Consider the following 24,595-nt stretch of genomic DNA (forward strand, 5'->3'; position numbering starts at 1 on the left):
GATTAAGCCTTTTGCGCCGTATGAGCCGCACCGACGCGTATGGCCGACGCATATGAACCCCAACCCGAGCGAACACCGATGAAGACGCTGTTGATCGTCTATCACACGATGACCGGCGGCACGCAGCAGATGGCCGAAGCGGCCGCGGGTGCAGCGCGCGAGCAGCCCGGTGTCGACGTGAGGTTGCAGCGTGCGGATGCGACGAGCGCGGACGACGTGCTCGCCGCCGACGCCTATCTGTTCGCGACGCCGGAAAATCTCGCCGCGATGTCCGGGCTGATGAAGGATTTCTTCGATCGCTGCTACTACGCGGCGCTCGATCGCGTGAACGGCCGCCCGTATGCGGCGATGATCTGCGCGGGCAGCGACGGCCAGAACGCGCTGCGCCAGATCGACCGGATCGCGACCGGGTGGCGGCTCAGGAATGTCGCGCCGGGCCTGATCGTTTGCACCCATGCGCAGACGCCGGAGCGGATCCTCGCGCCGAAGACGATCGGCGCCGAGGATCTCGCGCGCTGCGCGGAGATCGGCGCGGGTCTTGCTGCGGGGCTCGCGCTCGGCGTGTTCTGATCATCGGCGATCAACCGGGTCGAAGCGGTGCCGCAGCTGCACGTAAGGACCGCGGCGCGACGCCTGCCGTTATATCTCCAATCGCATCGAGTTCAAGCGAAGTGCACTGTTCGCGCGACGTGGCGGCTGCGACTCGCATCGCCGTTCGCCGCAGCGGCCCTGTCGAGTATCGATGCCCTAGTCACCCTGGGGCGACACGGTCGGCTGATGGTATTCGGGCCACAGGCGCTTCACGAGATCGCGCGAAGCGCCATACGCATAGCAGCTGTCGATCTTGAGCGGCTTTCCGTTGTCGTCCCGGTAATTCAGCGACGACGGCCGCACGCCGACCATCGTCTGATAGGCCGCAGTCGCAACCGGTCCGAGAATTTCCTTCAGATGCGTGCACGTGTCGCATGACGGCAGGCGTTTGCGGACCTCGCTGTTCCAGCCCGCGCCGATGCGCAATCCGACGAGCGCCTGCAACGTATCGCCGCCGCCCGGACACTGCGCATAAGGATGCGATCGGATGAACGTGGATACCGCGCGCACGATCATGTCGACGTCGAAGACCAGCGTCACGCCGAGGTCGTGAATCGGGGTCAGCGCCGCGACCGTGCGCGTGCCGCCGGGCGGGGTGAAATCGCGCGGCTTGCGGTCCGCGAGACAGGCCGTGACTTCGAACAGGCCGTCGCTGCGGCGATAGCCGCGCATGTCGATCTGCCTATGGTGAATCTCTTCGCGCGTAATGCCGTCGTGCGGGAGGTCGTGTCGGGGATTCATGTAACCGCTCCGTTTCGTACAACCGGTCTCTTTGCATTCGACAACGATGTCGTTGGCCGATCGGTGCGTAGCGAAACCACCACAGGCCGCAGATGATGTCGATCCGGTCATACTACGCATTTTCCGGTGCCGCCGTACGAGCGACGATCGATGCGTACGCAACTAATTGAATATCCGCAGCGAGCGATGCGAACGCCGTCACGCCGCGCGGGTCGTACGCGAAAGCCGGGTCTTCGAACCGCGTGAATCCGCTGGCGACGGCGTTATTTGGACGTCCGTGCCATCTTTCGGCATTCCGTAGTGTGGAATGGTCGACGCGATGCGTGAGCCGCGAACTAAAACCGAAAGTACCGAAAACGGCACTACGTAACGCGTGTCTCGCTACCGGTCGAAAACGCCGCGATAATGCGCAACGTAGCCACGGGGACGCATTCCGCACCCTTCGGATCCGTCAAATGCGAACCGGTGAGTCAGCCGACAGCCGCGCGTACCGGTATACTTCCACTCCTGCCTTTTGTCCGGCATCGTGGCCGGGTGCCTGAAAACAGTGGTTGGGGCGATGCGGCCCCGCAATGTTCCGCATCGGTGGCAGACAAGCCGCACGCAATGCGGCAAAACGCCGATGTGCGGAATGGCAGCACGAACCACACCTTATATTCCTGGTGGATTGAATTTATGGGTTTTGAACAACTTGCCGAATTGCGGGCGCAGCTCGCAGCCAAGGCCAAGCAGGAGCGCAATGCGAAGCGACCGGCTGCGCAACCGGATGCCGGCGCGAAGCCGAAGTCCGGCGACCGGCCTGCTCGTGGGGCCAAATCGGGTGCCGCGGCCAAAGCGCCGTCCGGTGCCAAGCCCGCTTCGGCGAAGCCGTCGACCCCGGTCGATCCGGTCATTGTCGCGATCGGCAAACTGCAGCGCCGCTTCCCGCGCGCGTTCCCGAAGAATCCGGCACCGAAAGTGCCGCTGAAGGTCGGCATCTGGGACGATCTCGCCCGCGAGGCGCAGGCCGTCGGCCTGACTGAAGCCGAACTGCGCGAGGCGATGTCCACCTGGTGCCGCGGCAATCGTTACTGGTCGTGCCTCGTCGAAGACGCGGTGCGGGTCGATCTGCAAGGTAACGAAGCCGGGCGCGTGACGCACGACGACGCGGCGCGTGCGCGCCGGCTGAAGTCGCGTCGTCCGGGCAACAAGGGCGGCGCGCAAGCGGCAAAGGGCGCACCGCAGCAGCCGAAGGCGGAAGCGCAGGCCGACGCCGCCGCGCCGCAGCCGGCGACAGGCGAAGCACCGGCAAACGCAGCACCGGCAAACGCAGCACCGGCAAACGCAGCACCGGCAAACGCAGCACCGGCAAACGCAGCACCGGCAAACGCAGCACCGGCAAATGCAGCACCGGCAAATGCAGCACCGGCAAATGCAGCACCGGCAAACGCAGCACCGCAGGCCGAGCAGCAAACGGCCGCGAGCGAGTAACGCGCCATGCGTCGCCGCGCTATCGCGCGGTGACGGCCCGCCTGCACCGCGCGTGCAGCGTGTCACCTGACAGACCGGCCTGTCCCTGCTCGGGGCAGGTCGGGACTGCCTCCGCTGGCGACACCGCCAGTCAGCTAGCCTCCAACCCATCAGCATCGAATAGCCAATCGAACCCGCGATGAAAGCGCGTCGGCGAACGCAGCTTGCGCAATGCATCACTCGTGTTGAACGAGCATGGCGACCGGATATCGAAACAAGGACGATGTGCATCGCGAATCCGCTTACGTCGTGCCGAAATAGTTCGTTTTCCTAAAGTAACGGCAGCGCAGATGAAGTGCCCGATTCGCACTCACGCCCGTATGTCTCGCGTCAGCAATTACCCGGCGCGAAATGCAATCGTAGTCGCGTGACCGACGCGCGATGTCCGGACGCGCGACCACTGAAGCGGCCGCCAGCCCATCCGTTGGCGCCCCGCGACACAAACGCCGATAATCTCAGCAACCGGGAACGCAGGGCCGATACACATTGCCGACCACACATGACGCACAAGTGCCTGAAAAGCTCACGCAACCGCCCCGCAATCCCCGAAATTGAACGGTACCGGCAAACCGTCCGCGCTGCGGCATCACATGAAGCCTGCCAACGCCCAACACCTTGCGCCCAACGCCTCACGCAAAGACCGCCTCATGAACCCGAGACATTCCGCGATTCTCGTCGCGCTCACCGCCGCAGCGCTGTTCGGCGCCGCGACGCCGCTCGCGAAGGCACTACTCGGCGCGATGTCGCCGTTCATGGTCGCGGGCCTGTTCTATCTCGGTAGCGGGATCGGTCTCGCCATCGGGATCCTGCTTCGCGGATTGCGCAGCCGCGGCGCGCCGGCCGGGAATGCCGCGCCGCTGCAACGCGCGGACCTGCCGTGGCTTGCCGGCGCGATCGCGGCCGGCGGCGTCGCGGGCCCGTCGCTGCTGATGCTCGGGCTATCGAGTACGCCGGCCGCGACGAGTGCGCTGTTGCTCAATCTCGAAGGCGTGCTGACGGCCGTCATCGCCTGGGTCGTGTTTCGCGAGAACGTGGATCTCCAGGTGTTTCTCGGCATGGTCGCAATCGTCGCCGGCGGCACGCTGCTGTCGTGGGTGCCGGGGCGCGCGGGCGTGCCGGTCGGTGCGCTGCTGATCGCCGCCGCCTGCCTGTGCTGGGCAATCGACAACAACCTGACCCGCAAGGTCGCCGCGAACGATGCAATGGTCATCGCATGCGTGAAAGGCCTGGTCGCCGGGCCCGTGAATATAGGCATCGCGCTCGCGGCCGGCGCGGCGCTGCCCACCATTCCGGCCACGGCCGCCGCGATGCTGACGGGCCTCGGCGGCTACGGGATCAGTCTCGTGTTGTTCGTCGTCGCGCTGCGTCATCTCGGCAGTGCACGCACGGGCGCGTATTTTTCCGTGGCGCCGCTGTTCGGCGTCGTGCTGTCGCTGCTGATCTGGCCGGCACTGCCGTCCGTCACGTTCTGGATCGCGGCCGCGTTGATGGCGCTCGGCATCTGGCTGCATGTGCGCGAACGGCACGAACACGAACATGCGCACGAGCGGCTCGCGCATACGCACCGGCATCGGCATGACGAACATCATCAGCACACGCACGACTTTCCGTACGAGGGCGAAGAACCGCACACGCATCCGCACGTGCATCTGCCGATCACGCACAGTCACGCGCATTTCCCGGACATTCACCATCGCCATCGACACTGACCGTGCGGCCCACGGACAAAGACACGCGACGCGCGCAACGTGTTTCGCAAGGTAACCGTTTATGGGGCGTCGTTTCTTGCCTGCCGCGCCCCTTCGACACCCGACGATTCAGTCGTCCGTCTGAATCAGCCGAATCAATGAACCGTCCAGGTCGATCAGCGCGCCGCGGGTACCGCCCCATGGCTCGCGTTTCGGCCGATGCGCACGCGGCCAGCCGGTCGTCTGCTCCGGAATGCCGGCCGCGAGCAGCTCATCGAAGAACGCGCCGACGTCGGCGAGCCGGAAACAGCAGCTGAACCAACTGGTGGCCGGATCGAGGTCGGGATGCGGAAAGAATTCCAGCAGCAGGTCGCCGCGCCTTAGGATCATCCAGCTGTCGTCGCGCCAGGTTTCGACGAAGCCGAGCTTCGCGTAGAACTGCGATGTGGCTTCGAAATCGCGCGACGGCAGATTGGGAGTGGCCAAGTCGGTCAAGGTTGTTCCTCCGGTGGGCGTTGAGATCGAACGAACGCGCTGTACAGCGCGCGGATGGCTGTCGTGCTTGATTGGTCAAGCGCTGCGTATCGGTAACCCATGCAGGGCACCATCGTGACGCAGGTGCGGCGAACGACGGGTCGTCATCGCAAGCGGTCAGACGATCAGCCGATCACTCGACTCCGACGATCACGCTCGACGCCTTGAAGATCGCCGACGCAGGCTTGCCGCTCGCGAGGCCGAGTCGATCGACGCTGTCGTTGGTGACGATCGCGACGATTTCCGCGCCACCCGCGGCCCGGATCACGACTTCCGAATTGACCGCACCCTTCGCGATCGACGACACGGTGCCCGCGATGCAGTTGCGGGCAGACACCTTGCTGCTGTCGACGTCGACCATCACGATCACCGACGATGCCTTGACGAGCGCGAACGCTTTCGTGCCGGCCGCGAGGCCGAGCGACGCGACGCTGCCGTGCGTGATCACGGCGACGATGTCGAGGCCGTCCGAGGTACGCAGCGTGATTTCGTCGTTGACGGCACCGGGCTTGACGGCGCTGATCTGGCCGGCGAACTGATTACGGGCACTGCTTCGCATGATGACTCTCCGGAACATGGGCCGCGCGGCGGGCGGCGAGCGAATGATGGAAACCGCGGACGAGTTTACCGGCAATGCCGGTGACGCGCGCCGTCGGCATCGACATACCGGACATGCGAGACCACGCAGGGTGATGCGCGACGGCGCGTGTCACGCACGCCGTCCCGCACAGTGCGCGATTACCTGGCCGGGGCCGACGCAGCAGCCGGCGCACTGGCCGCCGACGTCTGCTGCGACACAGCGGGCACCGCGTCGCCTTCCCATCCGCCGCCGAGCGCGAGAAACAGCTTCACCTGGTCGGCGGCGACTTGCCCTTCGGCCGCGGCGACCTGCGCGCGCACGCTCGTCAACGTGCGCGTCGCATCGAGATCGGAGATGAACGATTCGCGGCCGGCCACGAAGAGTCGGTGCGTTTCGTCAGCGGAGTTGCGCGCCGATTCGTAGGCCGTGCGCAACGCATCGGTGCGCTGCACGTCGGCCGCGTAGGTCGCGAGACTCGACTGCGTTTCGCGCAGCGCGTTCAGCACGACGCCGTCGAAGTGCGCGAGTGCGCCGCCGGTCGCGGCTTCGGCTTCGCGCACGCGCGCGCGCTGGCCGTTGACCGGGAACGACCAGCTGATCAGTGGTCCGAACGACCAGCGATTCGTGGTGGACGAGAACAGGTCGGCGGCGACGCCGACCGATCCGGCCGACGCGCCGATGCTGATCGACGGATACAGCGCGGCGGTCGCGACGCCGATCCGTGCGGTTGCGGCGGCGAGCTGGCGCTCGGCTTCGCGAACGTCGGGGCGGCGGCGCAGCAGCGCGGCGCCGTCGCCGATCGGAATCGGCTGGCGCAGCTTCGGCAGGCGCTCGCATTCGGCGACCGCCTTCGGCAGGTCGGCCGGCGAGCGCGCGAGCAGCGCGGCGAGCTGGTATTGCGCGATCTTGCGGCGACCTTCGAAACGCGGGATGTCAGCGGACAGCGTGCGCACCTGCGTGACGCCGCGCGTCACATCGGTCTGGTTGCCGCGCCCCGCATCGCGCAGCCGCTGCGACAGCTTCACGCGCTGCTGCTGCAGCGCGAGCGACTGCTTCGCGATCGCGAGCTCGTCGCCGGCGGAGCACGATTCGACGTACGCACGCACGACGTCCGCGACGACCGTGATGCGCGCGAGGTCGGCGGCCGCCTGCACGGCTTCGCTGTCCGCGCGCGCGGCCTCGACGCCGCGCCGCAACTTGCCGAACAGATCGAGTTCATACGACACGCTGATGCCGACCGTGCCTTCGTTGACGACCGGCAGCTTGTTCTCGAGCAGATACTGCTCGGCCGATTCCTGCGCGCGCTGCACGGCTGCTTCCGCGCTACCGGAGAAGCCGCCCTGTTCGTGCGCGACTTCCAGCGCTGCGCGCGAACGCGCGAGGTTGGCCGCGGCGACGCGCAGGTCGGTGTTCGATTTCAGCGCGCTACGCACGAGCGCGTCGAGCACGGGATCGTCGTACAACTGCCACCAGTTGCCGGGCACGGCGTCGCGCGAGACGAGCGCGCCGTTCGCGTCGTCGAGCGCATGGTTCGCGAGCGGCGCATTCACGTACGCCTGCTGCGGCAGCGTGTAATCGGGGCCGACGGACTTGCACGCGCCGAGTGCGAGCGCGAGCGGCGCGAGTGCCGCCGCGAGGCGCAGGTCGTGCCGCTTCATTGCGATGCTCCCGTCGCGCTGACGGCCGCCAGCGCGGATGCCGCGGGCGCCGAAGCGGATGGCACGGCTGCCGTGGAAGCGCCGGCAGCCGGCTTCGTCTTGTCGTCGCGGCGCGTGTCGGTGCGCACCGCGACGGTCGCGGTGCGGCCGGCGATCATCCGGAAGTCGTCGGGCACCTCGTCGAGCACGACCCGCACCGGCACGCGCTGCGCGAGCCGCACCCAGCTGAATGCCGGGTTCACGTTCGGCAGCAGGTTCGCGCCCTGCGTGCGGTCGCGATCCTCGATCGCGGCGACGATGCTCTGCACGTGGCCGCGCAGCGGATGCGGCTCGCCCATCACGACGATGTCGACCGGCTGGCCGATGTGGATGCCGCGCAGCTTGGTTTCCTCGAAGTAGCCGTCGACGCGGAACGAATTGCGGTCGACGACCGACAGCACCGCGCGGCCGGCCGGCACGTATTCGCCGACGCGCGGCGCACGGTCGTTCAGGTAGCCGTCGACGGGGCTCACGATCGTCGTGCGCTGCAGGTTCAGCTTCGCGGTATCGAGCGACACCTGCGCATCGGCGACGGCGGCTTCGCCCTGCTCGACGCGCGTGCGGCTTTCCTCGACCTGTTCGCTGGCGACCAGATTGCCGAGCTGCAGGTTGCGCGCGTATTCGCGCTTCGCCTGGGCGAGCGTCGCACGGCGCTGCGCGAGCGTCGCTTCGGCGAGCCGTTCCGCGAGCGTGTAGCGCGCCTGGTCGATCACGAACAGCACCTGGCCGCGCTTGACCTCCTGGTTGTCGGCGACCTGCACGGCGGTGATGAGCCCCGCCACGTCGGGCGCGACCTGGATCACGTCGGCGCGCACGTGCCCGTCGCGTGTCCACGGCGAGAACATGTAGTAGTTGATGATCCGCCACAGCACGAGGCCGGCCACGACGACGACGATCAGGGTGAGCAGGATCTGCCCTGCCGAGAGCCAGGTTTTTTTCACGGTTAGCTAGCCACGAGATGGTGAGACACGATGACGACGGCGGCAAACACGAACACGTAGATGCCGAGGTCGAAGATCGAACGGTGCCAGACGAGGCGGTAAAAGCCGACGCGCTCGAGCAGCGCGCGCACGACGATGTTGATCAGATAGGCAATCAGCATCAGCACGAGCGGAGCCGGCACGAATACGCCGAAGATGTCGATTTCGCCGATCATGGTCGCGGTCGGAAAGACAGGTTGGAAAGCGGGATCATGCGCGTGCTCCGTCCGGTGCCGATTGCGGCGGCTGAGCGGACGCGGCCGGGTACAGCGACAGCCGCAGGCCGACGAGCGCATGCAGCGTATCGCGCAGCCGGCGGTGCGTCGCGGGCGTGGCGGGGGCCGCTGGCGCCGCGGGCGTCGTGCCGTCGTCCGCCGGGGCCGCCGCCGCGCCCGGCAGGTTGCGACCGGCCACGCGCTGCAACGCATCGTCGATCGACGCGAGCAGCGCCGGTGGCGCCGGCTGGCGCGCGTTCGCGGCCGCGCAGCGCGTGTAGTGATCGGTGACGCCGGCCAGCACGCGGTCGATCGCGTCCGGCACGTCGCCCGACAGCTTGCGACGCGAGCGGCGCAGGTCGAGCGCGTTCAGCGCGATGCGCAGGTCGCGGAAGCTCTCGATCGACGGATGGCGATGGTCGTCGGACGCGCCGAGGCGCGGCAGCAGTTGCGTGACGCGATCGAGCATGCGCGACGCATGGTTGCGCTGGTCGTCGAGCGGCTGCGTCGACGCGGAGCGCGCGACGTCCTCCCAGCCCGAGCGCAGCAGTCGCCGCACCGCGAGTTCCGCGCCGAACGGCCGCGTCGCCCGCGTCCATACGTACGCGAACAGCAGCCCGGCGACGCCCGCGAGGTTGCTGTTCAGGAACACGAAGAAATCGGCCTCGTACGCGCTCTGGATGCTGATGAAGGTCGCGGTGTTCACCGCGACGAGCATCGTCACCATGTTGAACTGCGGGCGCGGCAGCAGCGTGCCGATCAGGATGAAGGGGCCGGCGAACATCAGCACGAGCATCGCGAAGTCGTGCACGTGCGGCAGCACGGCGAACAGGTACAGGCCCGCGAACACGACGCTCGCGGTGGTGGCCAGGAAGAACTTGAACACCAGCGGCGCGGGCTCGTCGAGCGCCGCGAAGAAGCTGCACGCGACGGCGACCAGCGTGACGGCGCCGGCGCCGTCGTGCCAGCCCGACTGGATCCACAGCCAGCACGCGAACACGATCGCGCCAGCCACTGTCAGCGTCGAGAACAGCATCATCCCGCGATCGAAGAAGCGCTCGGTGCCGCCGAGCCGCCAGTGCCGGTAACGCGGCTGCCAGACGCCCGACTCGTTCGCGATCAGCGCGCGCAGCGAGCGGCAGTCCTGCCAGATGTCGATGACCTGGCGCAGCCGCCACAGCGCGTTCGACAGCAGCGCGCCGTCCCAGCTCGTCAGCGCGCTGTCGGGCGGCTGCAGCGCCGCGACGCGCGCGCGCAGGTCGTCCGCGACCGGGTCGTCGGCCATCGCGCCGTCGGTGCCGTCCCTCAAGGCCGGCAGCGGCGCGTCGAACCACTTCGCGGCGTCGGCGAGCAGCGCGTCGAGCGCGGGAGGGCGCACATGCAGGTCGCGCATCAGCGCGATCAGCGGATCGGCGAGCGACGACATCAGCGGCAGGAACAGCTGCATCCGGCCCGCGAGCGCCTGCGTGCGGGCGAGCACGTGCGGGTGCGCGTGGTCGTAGCTCAGCTGGCTCAGCAGGAATTCGAGGCCGGTGATGGTCGCGGCAAGGCGCTGGCGGCACGCGGACAGCGCCTTGCCGGCGAGGTGCCCGGACAGCGTCTCGCGGCCGTAGAACGCGGCGTCCTTGAACCACGCGTCGGTGCGCTCGATCAACGTCGGCGCGAGCCGGTTCGGGAACACGGCGCTGCCGACCACGCTCGCGCATACGATGCCGAGCACGATTTCCTCGGTGCGCGCGATCGCGACGTCGAAGACCGTCGACGGATCGGTCACGGTGGGCAGCGCGACCAGCGGCATCGTGTAGCCGGCGAGCATGAACACGTAGCTGCGCGCGGTGCGGTCGGAGATCGCGAGGTAGAGCAGCGTGCCGCACCACGTCGCGACGATGATGCTGAACAGGAGCGGCGTCTCGACGAACGGCGGCACGAACAGGATCGCGGCGGCCGCGCCGAGCGCGGTGCCGAGCGCGCGATACAGCGCCTTCGAGCGCGTCGCGCCGACGAACGGGTTCGACACGATGTAGACGCTCGCCATCGCCCAGTACGGACGCGGCAACTGGAAATACAGGCCGAGATACAGCGCCAGCATCGACGCGGCGAACGTCTTGCCCGAGAACAGCCAGTCGCGAAGGCTCGGATAAGTCATGACGCGGAATCGGCGGGATGGGACGGACGTGACGCCGGGTGCTGCGCATCGGCCGCGCCGAATGCGTTGAGGACGCGCAGCGTCGCTTCGAGATCGGCGCGCGTGACGCCCTTGAGCACCTGCGCGCGCAGCACGCGAAGGTCTTCTTCCATCTTCGCGGTGACCGCACGGCCGGCGGCCGTCAGCGAAATCGTCTTCGCGCGGCGGTCGTGCGGATCCTCGTCGCGGCGTGCGAGGCCGGCCGCGCACAGCTGGTCGAGCAGGCGCACGAGCGACGGCCCCTCGATGCCGACGTGCTCGGCGAGCGTGCCCTGGCGTACGCCTTCACCGAGGCGGCCGGCGATCAGCAGCGGCGTCGCGCAGGCTTCGGACACGTTGTACGCGGTCAGCACGGCGTCGCTCGTGCGGCGCCACTTGCGCGCGGTGAGCACCAGCAGGCTGCTGACGGCGAGGCGAAGATCGTGCAGATTGGTCATGCGCGAGATGATAGAGGCAAAAACATTCGATAGCAAACTATCGGTTTTGTCACCGGAGTGTCATTGCCGAACGCGCGCGGCGCCAGCGCGCAGCGAGTAATTTAGGCAGCGGAGCCGAGGCTGGTCGCGCTGTAAACCTGTGAATTCGCGGTGGATCGAATCAGACCATGCCGGGCGGACTGCGGCGGTCGAGATCGCCGCGCTGGGGGGCGCACGATTCGTGCGCCGTGTCGGCGCGTTATAAGCACGACGCGCGGACGCGCACCCTGGACAGCCCCACACCGGTCCCGCCGAATGAATGTAGCGCATCATGCGTTCCTGACCGTCCTGCTTGCACACGCGATTGCACTAGGACAATAATTTTCGGGTGTCTTTCTGAGCGACTATGCGAAAGCAACGACGGAGACATCGAGATGGGACGGACCGAGGTATCGGCGCGCTGGCACGACGCGATCGGCGCGGTGCACGGCATCGAGTCGAAATACAAGCGGCTCGTGAAGGCGATCGCCACCGACATCGAAAGCGGCGCGCTCGCACCAGGCGCGCGGCTCGCGCCGCAGCGCGACGTGGCGTCGAGCCTCGGCGTCAGCGTGCAGACCGTCACCAATGCCTACAAGGAACTCGAAAGGCAGGGCCTGATCCGCTGCGAAGTCGGGCGCGGCAGCTTCGTGGCCGCCCGCGTGACCGAATCGATGTCGAACTACATCCTCGATACGGCCGAGCGCGAGCTGGTCGACTTCTCGATCGCGCGCATCGTGCATACGCCGGAGCACGATGCCGCGTGGCGGGGCGTCTGCGCGGCGATGGCCGACACCGACGACCAGCCTTGGATCCGCTCGTTCCGGCCGATCGCGGGCCTCGACGCGCATCGCGAGGCCGGCGCCGCGTGGCTCGGGTCGCTGAACCTGCCGGTCCATCCCGAATCGCTGCTGATCACGAACGGCGCGGCGCACGGCATCTTTCTCGCGCTCGCGTCGATCGTCGGGCCGGGCGACACCGTGCTGTGCGAGAGCCTGACCGACCACGGCGTGATCGGCTCGGCGAACGTGCTCGGGTTTACGCTGAAAGGCCTCGAGATGGACGAACATGGGATCCGTCCCGAACATTTCGAGGAAATGTGCGACGGCGAGCGGATCAGTGCGCTGGTCTGCACGCCGACCCTCAATAACCCGACGGTGTCGATGATGTCCGATTCGCGCCGCAAGTCGATCGCGCGCATCGCGTCGCGCTACGGCGTGTACGTGATCGAGGACGACGTGTACGGCCCGCTCCCCGCGAAGACGGCGACGCCGATCGCGAGCCTGATCCCGGACCTCGGCTTCTACTGCACGAGCATGACGAAATCCGTGCTCACCGGGCTGCGCACCGGTTATCTCGCGATGCCGCGGCGGCTCGCGTTGCGCGTCGAGAGCGTGCTGCGCGTGAGCAGCTGGATGGCGACGTCGCCGATCGCGGAGATCGCGACACGCTGGATCGTCGACGGCACCGCGCGCAGGCTCGTTGAACTGCAGCGCCAGCGGCTCGCGGCGCGTCAGGAGATGGTGAAGGCCGCGCTTGGGTCGTATGTGCTGGGTGCGCATCCGAATGCATTGTCAGCGTGGCTGCGCGTGCCCGATTACTGGCAGGCCGACCGGCTCGTGCGCGAATTGCGCACCCGCAAGATCGCGGTGACGTCGCCCGATCCGTTCCTCGTCGGCGGCACGGAGCGGCCGAACGCGGTGCGCGTGTGCATCGGCGCGGAGACGACGGATGCCGCATGCAACGCCGCGCTCCAGACCATCGCGGGCGTGTTCGAGCAGTATCCGCACGTGCACGATTTTCACTGAAGCGCGGCAGGCGTCGTGCCAGCGACGCACAATGTACCAGGACATTCGAAAGCGCAATTTGGAACATTAGACTGGATCGCACCACATCAATGAGGCGCGCGATCCATGTCCTTCCTGTCGCTGTCCGACGTCTACCGTGCGCGCCGACGCATCGCCGGGCATGCGTGCGTCACGCCGCTCGTCACGTCCGCCGCGCTGTCCGCGCTGTCCGGCGCCCCCGTCCATCTGAAACTCGAAACGTTGCAGCCGACCGGCAGCTTCAAGCTGCGCGGCGCGGCCAACGCGCTCGCTGAACTCGCGTCGCAGGGTGTGACGCGCGTCGTCACCGCATCGACCGGCAATCACGGCCGTGCGGTTGCGCATGCGGCGCGCGTGTTCGGCATCGAGGCCGCGGTCTGCATGTCATCGCTCGTGCCGGCCAACAAGGTGGACGCGGTCGCCTCGCTCGGCGCACGGGTCGTGATCGCGGGCGACAGCCAGGACGACGCGCAGGCCGACGCGCGGCGTCTCGTGCGCGACGAAGGCTATGCGTACGTGCCGCCGTTCGACGATCCTCGAATCATCGCCGGGCAGGCGACGATCGGCGTCGAGATTCTCGAAGCGTTGCCCGATGCGGCAACGCTCGTCGTGCCGCTGTCCGGCGGCGGGCTGTTCAGCGGCGTCGCGTTCGCCGCGAAGGCGATCCGGCCGGCGATCGAGGTGATCGGCGTGTCGATGACGCGCGGCGCCGCGATGCACGCGAGCCTCGCGGCCGGGCGCCCGGTCGACGTCGATGAACAGCCGACGCTCGCCGATTCGCTCGGCGGCGGCATCGGCCTCGACAACCGCTACACGTTCGACATGACGCGCGCGCTGGCCGACGGCGTCGTGCTGCTCGACGAGCCGGCGATCGCGCGCGGCATCGCGCATGCGTATCGCGAAGAGCGTCTCGTCGTGGAAGGCGCGGGCGCGGTCGGCATCGCCGCGTTGCTGGACGAACGGATCGCGCGCCGCGAGCGCGGCGGTCCGATCGTCGCGGTCGTCAGCGGCGCGAACATCGACATGGCCGTGCATCGCCGGCTCGTTTCGGAGAACTGACATGACCCATCCCGTCACGCTGCTCGGGCAGGCGCAATTGCGCGCGCTGGTTCCGCTCGATCTGGCCGCGATCGACCAGGTCGAGGCCGCGTTCGCGTCGCTCGCCACCGATGCGGTCGCGATGCCGCCGATCCTCAATCTCGCGCTGCCGGCGCGGCACGGCGAAGTCGACGTGAAGACCGCCTACCTGCCGCGCTTCGACAGCTTCGCGATCAAGGTCAGCCCCGGCTTCTTCGACAACCCGTCGCTCGGGCTGCCGAGCCTGAACGGGTTGATGCTGGTGCTGTCCGCGCGCACCGGCCTGACCGAGGCCGTGCTGCTCGACAACGGCTACCTGACGGCCGTGCGCACCGCGGCGGCCGGCGCGGTGGCCGCACGCCGGCTCGCGCGTACCGATGCGCGCCGCGCGGCGATCGTCGGCGCGGGCGAACAGGCGCGGCTGCAACTCGACGCGCTGATGCTCGTGCGCGACATCACGCACGTGACGGTCTGGGCGCGCGACGCCGGGCGTGCCGCACGGTTCGCGGCCGACGTGCGCGCCGCGCACGGGATCGATGCGATCGTCGCGCGATCGGTGCATGCGGCGCTCGCCGACGCGGACATCGCGGTGACGACGACGCCGAGTCGCGAGCCGCTCGTGCACGCGGAGGATCTGCATCCGGGGCTGCACGTGACAGCGATGGGCTCCGACGCCGACTACAAGACCGAGCTCGCGCCGTCGGTGTTCGGCGCGGCGCGCTACTTCTGCGACCGGCTGCAGCAGACCCGCGTGGCCGGCGAACTCGCGCACGCGATCGCCGCCGGCGCGGTCGCGGCCGACGCCGTGTTTCCCGAACTCGGCGAAGTGATCGCCGGGCAGCGCGACGGCCGCACGCATCGCGACGACATCACGATCTGCGACCTGACCGGAACCGGCGCGCAGGACACCGCCATTGCCGTGCTCGCGCTGCAGCGCGCCCGCGCGGCGGAGGTGGGCACGATTTTCCACAACGACCTCACGACCTGAGAGGAGACAGATGTCCGCAGTCATCGAAACCAACCAAGCCGTGCCGCGCCTCGCGTTCGAGCGCAGCGAATACGCTGCGCGCATCGCGAAGACGCGCACGGCGATGCAGCGGGCCGGCATCGACCTGTTGATCGTCACCGACCCGACCAACATGGGCTGGCTCACCGGCTATGACGGCTGGTCGTTCTACGTACACCAGTGCGTGTTGCTGCCGATGGACGGCGAGCCCGTCTGGTACGGCCGCGGCCAGGACGCGAACGGCGCGAAGCGCACCGTGTTCATGGCGCACGAGAACATCGTCGGCTACCCGGATCACTATGTGCAGTCGACGGCCCGTCATCCGATGGACTACCTGTCGACCGACGTGATTGCCGCACGCGGCTGGAGCACGCTGCGCATCGGCGTCGAGCTCGACAACTATTACTTCAGCGCGGCCGCGTATGCGTCGCTGCAGAAGCATCTGCCGGCCGCGCGCTGGGTCGACGCGACCGCGCTCGTGAACTGGCAACGCGCGGTGAAGTCGCCGCGCGAGATCGAGTACATGCGCGTTGCCGCACGGATCGTCGAGCGCATGCATGCGCACATCGTCGACGCGATCGAGCCCGGCATGAAGAAGAGCGATCTCGTCGCGCAGATCTATGCGACCGGGATCGGCGGCGCGGACGGCTTCGGCGGCGACTATCCGGCGATCGTCCCGCTGCTGCCGACCGGCGCCGATGCGGCCGCGCCGCACCTGACGTGGGACGACACGACGTTCGCGCGCGGCGCGGGCACGTTCTTCGAGATCGCGGGCTGCTACCGCCGCTATCACTGCCCGCTGTCGCGCACCGTCTATCTCGGCAAGCCGCCCGCGCACTTCATCGAAGGCGAGCGCGCGGTGGTCGAAGGGATCGAGGCGGGGCTCGCGGCCGCGAAGCCCGGCAACGTGTGCGAGGACATCGCGAACGCATTCTTCGCGGTGCTGCGCCGCGCGGGCATCGAGAAGGACAGCCGCTGCGGCTATCCGATCGGCGCGAGCTATCCGCCGGACTGGGGCGAGCGCACGATGAGCCTGCGCCCGGGCGACCGCACGGTGCTCGAGCCCGGCATGACGTTCCATTTCATGCCGGGGCTGTGGCTCGACGACTGGGGTCTGGAGATCACCGAAAGCATCCTGATCACCGAAACCGGCGTCGAGACGTTCTGCAACACGCCGCGCAAGCTGTTCGTGAAGGAGTAGGGCGATGCGGGCTTCTCCGATCACGCCGACCGTCGACTTCGACGCGGACGGCGAACAACATGGCTTTCTGAAGCTGCCTTACTCGCGCGACGATTCCGCGTGGGGGGCGATCATGATTCCGGTGACCGTCGTGAAGCGCGGCGACGGGCCGACGGTGTTGCTGACCGGCGGCAATCACGGCGACGAATACGAAGGGCCGGTCGCGCTGTCGAAGCTCGCCGGTTCGCTGAAGGCGGCCGACGTGACCGGCCGCGTGATCGTCGTGCCGTTCATGAACTACCCGGCATTCCGCGCCGGTTGCCGTACGTCGCCGATCGATTCGGGCAACCTGAACCGTAGCTTTCCGGGGCGGCCGGACGGCACCGTCACCGAGAAGATCGCCGATTACTTCCAGCGTCATCTGCTGCCGCTCGCGACGCACGTGCTCGACATCCATGCGGGCGGCCGCACGCTCGACTTCGTGCCGTTCGCGGCGATCCACGTGCTGGACGATCGCGATCAGCAGGCACGCTGCGATCGCGCGATGCGCGCATTCGGCGCGCCGTACTCGATGCGCATGCTGGAGCTCGACAGCGTGGGACTCTTCGACAGCGCGGCCGAGGCGGCCGGCAAGGTGTTCGTGTCGACCGAGCTGGGCGGCGGCGGGTCGTCGACGGCCGCGAGCGTCGCGATCGCCGAGCGCGGCGTGCGCGGGTTTCTCGCGCATGCGGGCGTGATCGAGAAGGGCGACGGCGCACGCGCCGCACCGCGCACGACCACGCTGCTCGACATGCCGGACGGCTCGTGCTTCACGACGAGCGAGCATCGCGGGCTGCTGGAGATGTGCCGCGACCTCGGCAGCGACGTCGATGCGGGCGACGTGCTCGCACGCGTGCACGACATCGACCGCACGGGCGTCGCGCCGGTCGAATACGTCGCGCGCCGGCGCGGCCTGCTCGCCGCCCGGCACTTCCCGGGCATCGTGCAGGCCGGCGACACGATCGCGGTGGTCGCCGACATCGTCGAGCGCAACATTCCGGTGGCCGCATAGGGGTGTGCACGACGTGATCAAGCTCGACCGATACGACCTGGCGATCCTGCGCATCCTCGAACGCGACGGACGCATCACGAAGTCGAAGCTCGCGGAGGCCGTGAACCTGTCGATCTCGCCGGCGTGGGAGCGCGTGCGCAAGCTCGAGGAAAGCGGCGTGATCCGAGGCTATCGCGCGGACGTCGACTGGATCGGTGTGTTCTCGGGCAGTCGCATCGTCGTCGAGGTGACGCTGTCGCGTCATACCGCGCCCGACATGCGGCGTTTCGAGGATCGCGTGAGCGCGGCGCCCGAGGTCGCGCAGTGTTTCGCGACAGGTGGCGGCGTCGACTACGTGCTGCATGTGTTCGCGCGGGACATCGACCACTACCAGCGCTTCATCGATGCGTTGCTGATGGACGACCTCGGCATCGAACGCTACTTCACGTACATCGTGACGAAGGTCGTGAAGTGCGAATCCGGCGGCGCGCCGGACTGGCACTGAAACTTCGCGCGAACGCGCGGCAATACGGAAAAAACCGCAGGAAACGGGCGCCGAAACCGAAATTTCCGCACCCGGCGGCACGCCAGAATGAAGCTCGTGCCCACCCAAACGAGGAGACGCAGCATGCTGCCCGGACACCCCGTTCTGTTCAAGTCGACGTGCTATGTCGACGGTCGCTGGATCCACAGCGACAGTGCCGCGACGGTCGCCGTCGTGAACCCCGCCGACCAGGCCGTGATCGGCCATGTGCCGATGCTCGAGCGCGTGCAGATCGTCGCCGCCGTCGACGCCGCGCAGCGTGCGTTCGACACGTGGCGCTGGACGCCGCAAGCGGTGCGCAGCGCGGCGCTGCTGCGCTGGCATGCGCTGATCCTGCGGCATCTCGACGATCTCGCCGCGCTGCTGTCGCTCGAACAGGGCAAGCCGCTCGCCGAGTCGCGCGGCGAGATCCGCTATGCGGCGAGCTTCGTCGAATGGTTCGCGAACGAGGCGAAACGCGTCGCGGGCCGCACGATACCGACGCATATCGACGGCGCGCATCTCGGCACGGTGATGGAGCCGGTCGGTGTCGCGGCGCTGATCACGCCGTGGAATTTTCCGGCCGCGATGATCACGCGCAAGGCCGCCGCCGCGATCGCGGTCGGCTGCGCGGTGGTGGTGAAGCCCGCGCACGAGACGCCGTTTTCGGCGCTCGCGCTCGCGCAGCTCGCCGACGAGGCCGGTTTCCCGGCCGGCGTGTTCAACGTCGTGCTCGGCGAACCGCAGATGGCGATGGAAACGCTCGTTGGCGATGCGCGCGTGCGCGCGGTGAGCTTCACCGGATCGACGCGCGTCGGGCGGCTCGTGACCGAAACCGCCGCGAAGGCCGGCATTCGCAAGATCGCGCTCGAACTGGGCGGCAACGCACCGTTCATCGTGACCGAGGATGCGGACCTCGACCAGGCGGTGCGGATCGCCATCGGCGCGAAGTTCCAGACCTCCGGGCAGGACTGCTGTGCGGCGAACCGGATCTTCGTCGCGCGCCCGCTGTACGAAGCATTCGTCAGCCGCTACGCGAACGCGGTGCGGGAACTGAAGACCGGCCCCGCGTTCGAGCCGGGCGTCGACGTCGGCCCGCTGATCCACCAGGCCGCGTTCGATGCGACGGCGGCGCGCGTCGACGACGCACGTGCGCGCGGGGCGCGCATCGTCGCGGGCGGCCGGCCGCATGCGCTCGGCGGCTGGTTCTACGAACCGACCGTGATCGCGGATGCCGCACCGGGCATGCGCGTGGTCGACGAGGAAAACTTCGCGCCGATTTCGGCGGTGTGTGCATTCGACACGCTCGACGAGGTGATCGAAAAGGCCAACGACACCGAGTACGGCCTCGCCGCCTACGTGTGCGCGACGCGCATCGACACGATCTTCCAGCTCGTGCGGCGGCTCGATTTCGCGATGGTGTCGGTCAACGGCGTGAAATTCACCGGGGCGCCGATCCCGTTCGGCGGGATGAAGGCGTCGGGCCTCGGGCGCGAAGGCGGCGCCGAAGGCTTCGAACCGTTCACCGAAACCAAGTACTTCTGCCTCGGCAATCTCGGCCTGCCTGTTACGGCGACGGCCTGACTCATTCAAAGGAACCCATCATGAAACAATCGATCGACGCACTGCTGCGCGAGGACCGCGCCCACTTCATGCACCCGTCGACGCACGCGTACGACCACGAGACCGGCGCGCTGCCCGGCAAGATCGTGCGCGGCGCCGAAGGCATCCATATCGAGGACCACCAGGGCAAGCGCTATATCGACGCGTTCGCAGGCCTCTACTGCGTGAACATCGGCTACGGCCGCACCGAGGTCGCCGAGGCGATGTACGCGCAGGCGAAGCAGCTCGCGTATTACCACACGTATGTCGGCCATTCGTCGGACGCGATCATCGAGTTGTCGTCGCGCATCATCGACTGGGCGCCGGCCGGGATGAAGAAGGTCTACTACGGGATGTCGGGATCCGACGCGAACGAGACGCAGGTCAAGATCGTCTGGTACTACAACAACGTGCTCGGGCGTCCGAACAAGAAGAAGATCATCTCGCGCGAGCGCGGCTATCACGGCTCGGGCATCGTGACGGGCAGCCTCACGGGCCTGCCGAGCTTCCACCAGCACTTCGACCTGCCGATCGATCGCGTGAAGCATACGGTGTGTCCGCACTGGTATCGCAAGGCGCCCGTCGGCATGAGCGAAGCGCAGTTCGTCGCGTACTGCGTCGACGAGCTCGAGAAGCTGATCGCGCGCGAAGGCGCCGACACGATCGCGGCGTTCATCGCCGAACCGGTGATGGGCACCGGCGGCATCATCGAGCCGCCGCGCGGCTACTGGCCGGCGATTCAGGCCGTGCTGCGCAAGCACGACATCCTGCTGATCTCGGATGAAGTCGTCTGCGGGTTCGGGCGCCTGGGTTCGAAGATGGGCGCGCAGCACTTCGAGATCGAGCCCGACCTGATCACGGTCGCGAAGGGGCTGACGAGCGCGTATGCGCCACTGTCGGGCGTGATTGTCGGCGAGAAGGTGTGGGACGTGATCGCGCGCGGCTCGCAGGAGCACGGGCCGATGGGGCACGGCTGGACGTACTCGGGGCACCCGGTATGCGCGGCCGCGGCACTCGCGAACCTCGCGATTCTCGAACGCGAGAACCTGGTCGGCAACGCTGCCGAGGTGGGTGCGTATTTCGGCGCGAAGCTGCGTGACGTGTTCGGCGCGCATCCGCTCGTCGGCGAGGTGCGCAGCGTCGGGATGCTGGCCGCGCTCGAATTCATGGCCGACAAGGATGCGCGCACGCCGTTCGATCCGGCGCTGAAGATCGGCGCGCAGGTGTCGGCCGCGGCGCTGCAGCGCGGCGTGATCGCGCGCGCGATGCCGCATGGGGACATTCTCGGGTTTGCGCCGCCGCTCGTGATGACGCGCGAGGAGGCGGACGAGATCGTCGGCATCGTGAAGGACGCCGTGGACGAGGTCGCGGAGCGGAATATTTCGACCGTCGCGTGAGGGTCATGCGGCGCTGATGTGCGCGTGGGTGCGCGAGAAGACGCCGTCGCACGGAAGTGCGGCGGCGTCTTTCTATTGACCGGTGCCGATTCGGGAAACGTCGTCCGTCGTCAGCCCCGCATCGATCAGTAGTCCCACGTTACAGGAACGAAGCGGAAACCGTCGCCATTCTTTGCGACATGCCCGATCGACGGAAACGCCACATGCGCCGCGGCCAGCATCGCGCCGGTTTCGGCGGCTTCGTTGAACAGCGCGATACGCACGTCGACCGCCCCTTCGGGATCGTGTTCGAAGCCGTTTTGCCAGTCGGGATTGTCGAAGTTGACTTCGAAGACGGCATCGCCGACGAACGTCAGCTTTTCACCCTTCGACGCGATGTCCACCACGCAGTGTCCCGGCGTGTGCCCGCCCGTCACGCGCGCCGACACGCCCGGCGCGACTTCCACGGTCCGGTCGAACTGCACGATGTTTTCGCCGTAGAGCTCGACGAACTTGGCCGCCGCCTTGCGCAGCGCGGGCGGAACGGTTTCCGGCATCACCGTCTTGCTGAAATCCGGATTCTTCCAGAACGCGACTTCCGCGGCCGAAACGTGAATGCGCACGTCCGGGCTCAGCCGGGCCTTGACGCCGTCGGTGTTCAGGCCGCCGACGTGATCCATGTGCATGTGCGTGATCACGATATCGGTGATTGCAGCGAGATCGATGCCGGCCGATTCCAGACGCATGACCGATCGCCCGGCGCGCGTGAAGTATTCGAAGCCGTCGCCCACGCCCGAGTCGATCAGGATCAGGCGCTCGCCGCTGCGCACGAGCGCGATATTCAGCGCCCAGTCGAACATGTCGCGTTGCAGGAAGCGGCCGTCGAACCATTCGTTACGGTCCGCTTCGCTCACGTTGGTCGACATGGTGGAGGTCGGCAGCGGCAGAACGCCGTCGCTGATCAGCACGACATCGACGTCGCCGATGCGCACCGCATAGCGGGAAGAGACGAGTTCGCCCGCCTCTTCGTTGCCGAGGGGGGCGGTAACCGGCTGTACATTGCGGATGGATTTGTTCATGGTCGATCGTCCTGTTGATCATGTGGGGTAAGCCGCACTGCGCAGCGCGGTTCGCGAGCACGACCGTGCAGGTCGCGTCCTTCGCTTCGCTCGCATGTCGATCGAGCGTGTGAGCGATTGTAGGAAAGGGCGGCGGATGCCAGTAGCACCGCGTGTGCGCACATGATGTTGTCCGGGCGACAACAATCCGGCGCCCGTCAGGGCGCCGAGGGGACCGACAGCGCTATCCCGCCAATCTCGTGATCGCGGCCTGGCTGCCCGCTTGCTCCCGAAGGCGGAACTTCTGGATCTTGCCCGTGGCGGTCTTGGGCAATTCGCCGAAAATCACACGGCGCGGGCATTTGAAATGCGCCAGTCGCTCGCGGCAGAACAGGATCACGTCCTGCTCGGTGATGGGGGAGGCATCCGGTTTCAGTTCGATGAACGCACAAGGCGTCTCGCCCCATTTGTCATCCGGCTGAGCGACCACGGCCGCGTTGAGCACGCCTGCCATGCGATAAATGACCTCTTCCACTTCCACGGACGAAATGTTTTCTCCACCCGAGATGATGACGTCCTTCGAGCGGTCGGTGATCTGGATATAGCCGTCGGGATGCACGACCGCAAGATCGCCGGTGTGGAACCAGCCGCCGGCGAACGCTTTTGCCGTTGCGTCGGCGTTCTTGAAGTAACCCATCATGACCGTATTCCCGCGGACCAGAACTTCGCCGCAAGACGTGCTATCGGCGGGGACGGGTTCGAGCGTCGCGAGATCGGTGACCGACATGTTCTCGAACGCCGCCGCGCGTACACCTTGTCGCGCTTTCATTCTCCCTTGCTGCTCCGGCGGCAACGTATCCCACTCGTCGTGCCATGCACAGCTGATCGGTGTGCCGGCGATTTCGGTAATGCCATAGACGTGGTCGACGTCGAAACCCATCGCGCCGACGGCCTCCAGCACCGCTGCCGGCGCCGGCGAGCCGGCGGTCAGAACTCGCACACGACGAGGCAACGGCTGCAGTTCCGACGGGGGCACGCTCGCGATGCCTGCGAGAACAATCGGCGCCGCACAAAAATGATCGACGCCGTGCTTGGCGATGGCAGAGAGAATATTCGCGGCATTCACCTTGCGCAAACAGACATGCGTGCCCGCCGCTGCCGTAATCGCCCATGTGAAGCACCAGCCGTTCGCGTGGAACATGGGAAGCGTCCACAGGTAGATCGGCGCACGCGGGAGCGGCCAGTTCGTCATTTGCAACAGGCTCATCACATAGGTGCCACGATGGCTCGGCACGACGCCTTTCGGATCCCCGGTGGTGCCCGACGTGTAGTTCAACGCGATCGGCGTCCACTCGTCGGCCGGGCGGCGGCCGGCAAATTCCGGATCGCCGCTCGCCAGCAGCGACTCATAATCGGTTTCGCCGATGGCCGGGCCGTCGGGTGCTTCGTGGTCGTTGATGTCGATCACACGCGGCGGGTTGGGAACCGACTGCAACGCTTTCTCGACTAGCGGAGCCAGTTCGCGATCCACGAGCAGCAGCTTGCATTCGCCGTGGCGCAGAATGAATGCGATGCCGTCGGCATCGAGGCGGCAATTGATCGCATTAAGAACGGCGCCCGACAGCGGGACGCCGAAGTGGGCCTCGAGCATGGCCGGGGTGTTCGGCGCGATGATCGACACCGTGTCGCCCGGCTCGATCCCCAATCGGACGAGCGCCGACGCGAAGCGATAGCAACGCTCGCGCGTTTTCGCCCACGTCTGCCGGAAGTCGCCATGAATGATCGCGGTGCGATTCGGATAGACGTCGGCGGTTCGATCGAGAAAGGTCAGGGGCGTCAATGGAACGTGGTTTGCCGCGTTCTTCTCAAGACCTCGAGAATAGGCCGTTGCACTCATGACGTTGTCTCCATTCATTCATTATAAAAAGTGGTGAAATCGCGTACCGGACTGCGCTCCGTTACCAGCGTGTTCTCGATGCAGCCGTGATCCGCATAACCGAGGCTCATGCCGCACACCAACATCTGGTTGTCGGGAATGGACAGTTCGTTGGCGATGACGCGGTGGAACTTGTTGAAAGCCGCCTGCGGGCAGGTGTCGAGGCCGCGCGCCCGGGCGGCGATCATCACGCTTTGCAGGAACATCCCCGTGTCGAGCAGACTGCCTTCACGCATGACCCGGTCAACCGTGAAGAACAGGCCCACGGGTGCGTCGAAGAAGTCGTAGTTGCGACCGTGCTGGACGTGCATGCGCTCCTTGTCACCCTTCTCGATGCCCAGCAAGCCATACAGGTTCCAGCCAACCGCGCGCCGGCGATCCACATACGGTGCGATCCATTCGCGCGGGTAGTAGTCGTAGGGCTCGTCCAGGTCGGAGCTGCGGTCAGGATCGTCATTGATCTCGTTGATGGCGGCAGACAGGCGGGACTTCGTCGCGCCCGTCACGACATGCACATGCCACGGCTGGATGTTGACGCCGGTTGCGCTGAAGCGAGCCACGTCGAGGATGGCCTCGATGTGCTCGCGAGGAACCGGCGTCGGAAGGAAAGCGCGGACGCTGCGCCGCGTGACGAGCGCCCAATCGACGGCGCGGGTCACGTCGGCGAACGAGTTCAACGGAGGAGGAGAGAGACGGTCCATTTCGATACCGGCATTGAAAGGTGCGTTGCACTTAGCCATACGGTGTTTGCTGAGGTAGAGCTCATACGAGCCGTGTTGTTCGCAAGGATGTCGGCGATCGAGTTG

The 24,595-nt window shown here is 67.1% G+C and carries 22 protein-coding genes; 11 read left to right on the forward strand and 11 right to left on the reverse strand.

Annotated features, from left to right (window positions below; genetic code table 11):
• The first annotated feature begins 78 nt into the window (after positions 1-78).
• Complete coding sequence (locus ACP26O_RS31380; RefSeq protein ID WP_011660890.1) at positions 79-570, forward strand: flavodoxin family protein; 492 nt, start codon at positions 79-81, stop codon at positions 568-570.
• A gap of 177 nt (positions 571-747) precedes the next feature.
• Here the strand turns inward: ACP26O_RS31380 and ACP26O_RS31385 are convergent, their stop codons facing one another.
• Complete coding sequence (locus ACP26O_RS31385; RefSeq protein ID WP_126224088.1) at positions 748-1,332, reverse strand: DUF2889 domain-containing protein; 585 nt, start codon at positions 1,330-1,332, stop codon at positions 748-750.
• 675 nt (positions 1,333-2,007) lie between these two features.
• Between ACP26O_RS31385 and ACP26O_RS31390 the strand changes: the two genes are divergently transcribed.
• Positions 2,008-2,802 (forward strand): ProQ/FinO family protein, encoded by a 795-nt coding sequence (locus ACP26O_RS31390; RefSeq protein ID WP_176308020.1) that lies wholly within the window; start codon positions 2,008-2,010, stop codon positions 2,800-2,802.
• Positions 2,803-3,488: 686 nt separating this feature from the next.
• Positions 3,489-4,550: a DMT family transporter gene (locus tag ACP26O_RS31395; protein WP_175666394.1), complete on the forward strand. Its 1,062-nt coding sequence runs from the start codon at positions 3,489-3,491 to the stop codon at positions 4,548-4,550.
• A 108-nt stretch (positions 4,551-4,658) separates the two neighbouring features.
• Here the strand turns inward: ACP26O_RS31395 and ACP26O_RS31400 are convergent, their stop codons facing one another.
• From ACP26O_RS31400 to ACP26O_RS31430, 7 genes are all read right to left on the reverse strand, one after another.
• Positions 4,659-5,024, reverse strand: a complete 366-nt coding sequence (locus tag ACP26O_RS31400; protein WP_175666393.1) for a bleomycin resistance protein — start codon at positions 5,022-5,024, stop codon at positions 4,659-4,661.
• Positions 5,025-5,196: 172 nt separating this feature from the next.
• Entirely contained in the window at positions 5,197-5,622 is a 426-nt protein-coding gene (locus ACP26O_RS31405) for a TOBE domain-containing protein (protein WP_175666392.1), read from the reverse strand.
• A gap of 179 nt (positions 5,623-5,801) precedes the next feature.
• Positions 5,802-7,301: an efflux transporter outer membrane subunit gene (locus ACP26O_RS31410; protein ID WP_175666391.1), complete on the reverse strand. Its 1,500-nt coding sequence runs from the start codon at positions 7,299-7,301 to the stop codon at positions 5,802-5,804.
• Positions 7,298-8,281: an efflux RND transporter periplasmic adaptor subunit gene (locus tag ACP26O_RS31415; protein WP_175666390.1), complete on the reverse strand. Its 984-nt coding sequence runs from the start codon at positions 8,279-8,281 to the stop codon at positions 7,298-7,300. Before ACP26O_RS31415 ends, ACP26O_RS31410 begins: the two co-directional genes overlap by 4 nt.
• A 2-nt stretch (positions 8,282-8,283) precedes the next feature.
• Positions 8,284-8,496: a DUF1656 domain-containing protein gene (locus ACP26O_RS31420; protein WP_006755496.1), complete on the reverse strand. Its 213-nt coding sequence runs from the start codon at positions 8,494-8,496 to the stop codon at positions 8,284-8,286.
• Between the two features lie 34 nt (positions 8,497-8,530).
• The gene (locus ACP26O_RS31425; protein ID WP_175666389.1) at positions 8,531-10,681 is read right to left on the reverse strand and encodes an FUSC family protein; all 2,151 of its coding nucleotides are present in this window, start codon (positions 10,679-10,681) and stop codon (positions 8,531-8,533) included.
• Complete coding sequence (locus ACP26O_RS31430; protein WP_006755464.1) at positions 10,678-11,157, reverse strand: MarR family winged helix-turn-helix transcriptional regulator; 480 nt, start codon at positions 11,155-11,157, stop codon at positions 10,678-10,680. The genes ACP26O_RS31425 and ACP26O_RS31430 overlap by 4 nt, the downstream gene beginning before the upstream one ends.
• A 413-nt stretch (positions 11,158-11,570) precedes the next feature.
• On the opposite strand from ACP26O_RS31430, the gene ACP26O_RS31435 reads away from it, so the two are divergent.
• The 8 genes from ACP26O_RS31435 to ACP26O_RS31470 all read left to right on the forward strand — a co-directional run bounded on the left by ACP26O_RS31435 (position 11,571) and on the right by ACP26O_RS31470 (position 20,816).
• Positions 11,571-12,983 carry a PLP-dependent aminotransferase family protein gene (locus ACP26O_RS31435; RefSeq protein WP_175666388.1) on the forward strand — a complete coding sequence of 471 codons (1,413 nt, stop codon included), beginning with the start codon at positions 11,571-11,573 and terminating at the stop codon, positions 12,981-12,983.
• A gap of 105 nt (positions 12,984-13,088) precedes the next feature.
• Entirely contained in the window at positions 13,089-14,060 is a 972-nt protein-coding gene (gene eutB / locus ACP26O_RS31440) for a hydroxyectoine utilization dehydratase EutB (protein ID WP_175666387.1), read from the forward strand.
• A 1-nt stretch (position 14,061) separates the two neighbouring features.
• Entirely contained in the window at positions 14,062-15,066 is a 1,005-nt protein-coding gene (locus ACP26O_RS31445) for a cyclodeaminase (RefSeq protein WP_175666386.1), read from the forward strand.
• Between the two features lie 10 nt (positions 15,067-15,076).
• A complete protein-coding gene (gene doeA, locus ACP26O_RS31450; RefSeq protein WP_175666385.1) occupies positions 15,077-16,285 on the forward strand; it encodes an ectoine hydrolase DoeA in 1,209 nt (402 codons plus the stop codon).
• A gap of 4 nt (positions 16,286-16,289) precedes the next feature.
• Positions 16,290-17,315 (forward strand): N(2)-acetyl-L-2,4-diaminobutanoate deacetylase DoeB, encoded by a 1,026-nt coding sequence (gene doeB, locus ACP26O_RS31455; protein WP_175666384.1) that lies wholly within the window; start codon positions 16,290-16,292, stop codon positions 17,313-17,315.
• A 13-nt stretch (positions 17,316-17,328) separates the two neighbouring features.
• Positions 17,329-17,799 carry an Lrp/AsnC family transcriptional regulator gene (locus ACP26O_RS31460; RefSeq protein WP_175662269.1) on the forward strand — a complete coding sequence of 157 codons (471 nt, stop codon included), beginning with the start codon at positions 17,329-17,331 and terminating at the stop codon, positions 17,797-17,799.
• 123 nt (positions 17,800-17,922) lie between these two features.
• Complete coding sequence (locus tag ACP26O_RS31465; RefSeq protein WP_175666383.1) at positions 17,923-19,401, forward strand: NAD-dependent succinate-semialdehyde dehydrogenase; 1,479 nt, start codon at positions 17,923-17,925, stop codon at positions 19,399-19,401.
• 20 nt (positions 19,402-19,421) lie between these two features.
• The gene (locus tag ACP26O_RS31470; protein WP_175666382.1) at positions 19,422-20,816 is read left to right on the forward strand and encodes an aspartate aminotransferase family protein; all 1,395 of its coding nucleotides are present in this window, start codon (positions 19,422-19,424) and stop codon (positions 20,814-20,816) included.
• A 125-nt stretch (positions 20,817-20,941) separates the two neighbouring features.
• Here the strand turns inward: ACP26O_RS31470 and ACP26O_RS31475 are convergent, their stop codons facing one another.
• From ACP26O_RS31475 to ACP26O_RS31485, 3 genes are all read right to left on the reverse strand, one after another.
• Positions 20,942-21,874, reverse strand: a complete 933-nt coding sequence (locus ACP26O_RS31475) for an MBL fold metallo-hydrolase (RefSeq protein WP_175666381.1) — start codon at positions 21,872-21,874, stop codon at positions 20,942-20,944.
• A 223-nt stretch (positions 21,875-22,097) separates the two neighbouring features.
• Positions 22,098-23,750 (reverse strand): AMP-binding protein, encoded by a 1,653-nt coding sequence (locus ACP26O_RS31480; RefSeq protein ID WP_175666380.1) that lies wholly within the window; start codon positions 23,748-23,750, stop codon positions 22,098-22,100.
• Between the two features lie 14 nt (positions 23,751-23,764).
• Entirely contained in the window at positions 23,765-24,529 is a 765-nt protein-coding gene (locus ACP26O_RS31485) for a nitroreductase (protein WP_175666379.1), read from the reverse strand.
• Positions 24,530-24,595: the final 66 nt, after the last annotated feature.

Origin of the sequence: Burkholderia sp. R-40 (assembly GCF_049942845.1) — a bacterium.
GTDB lineage: Bacteria > Pseudomonadota > Gammaproteobacteria > Burkholderiales > Burkholderiaceae > Burkholderia > Burkholderia ambifaria.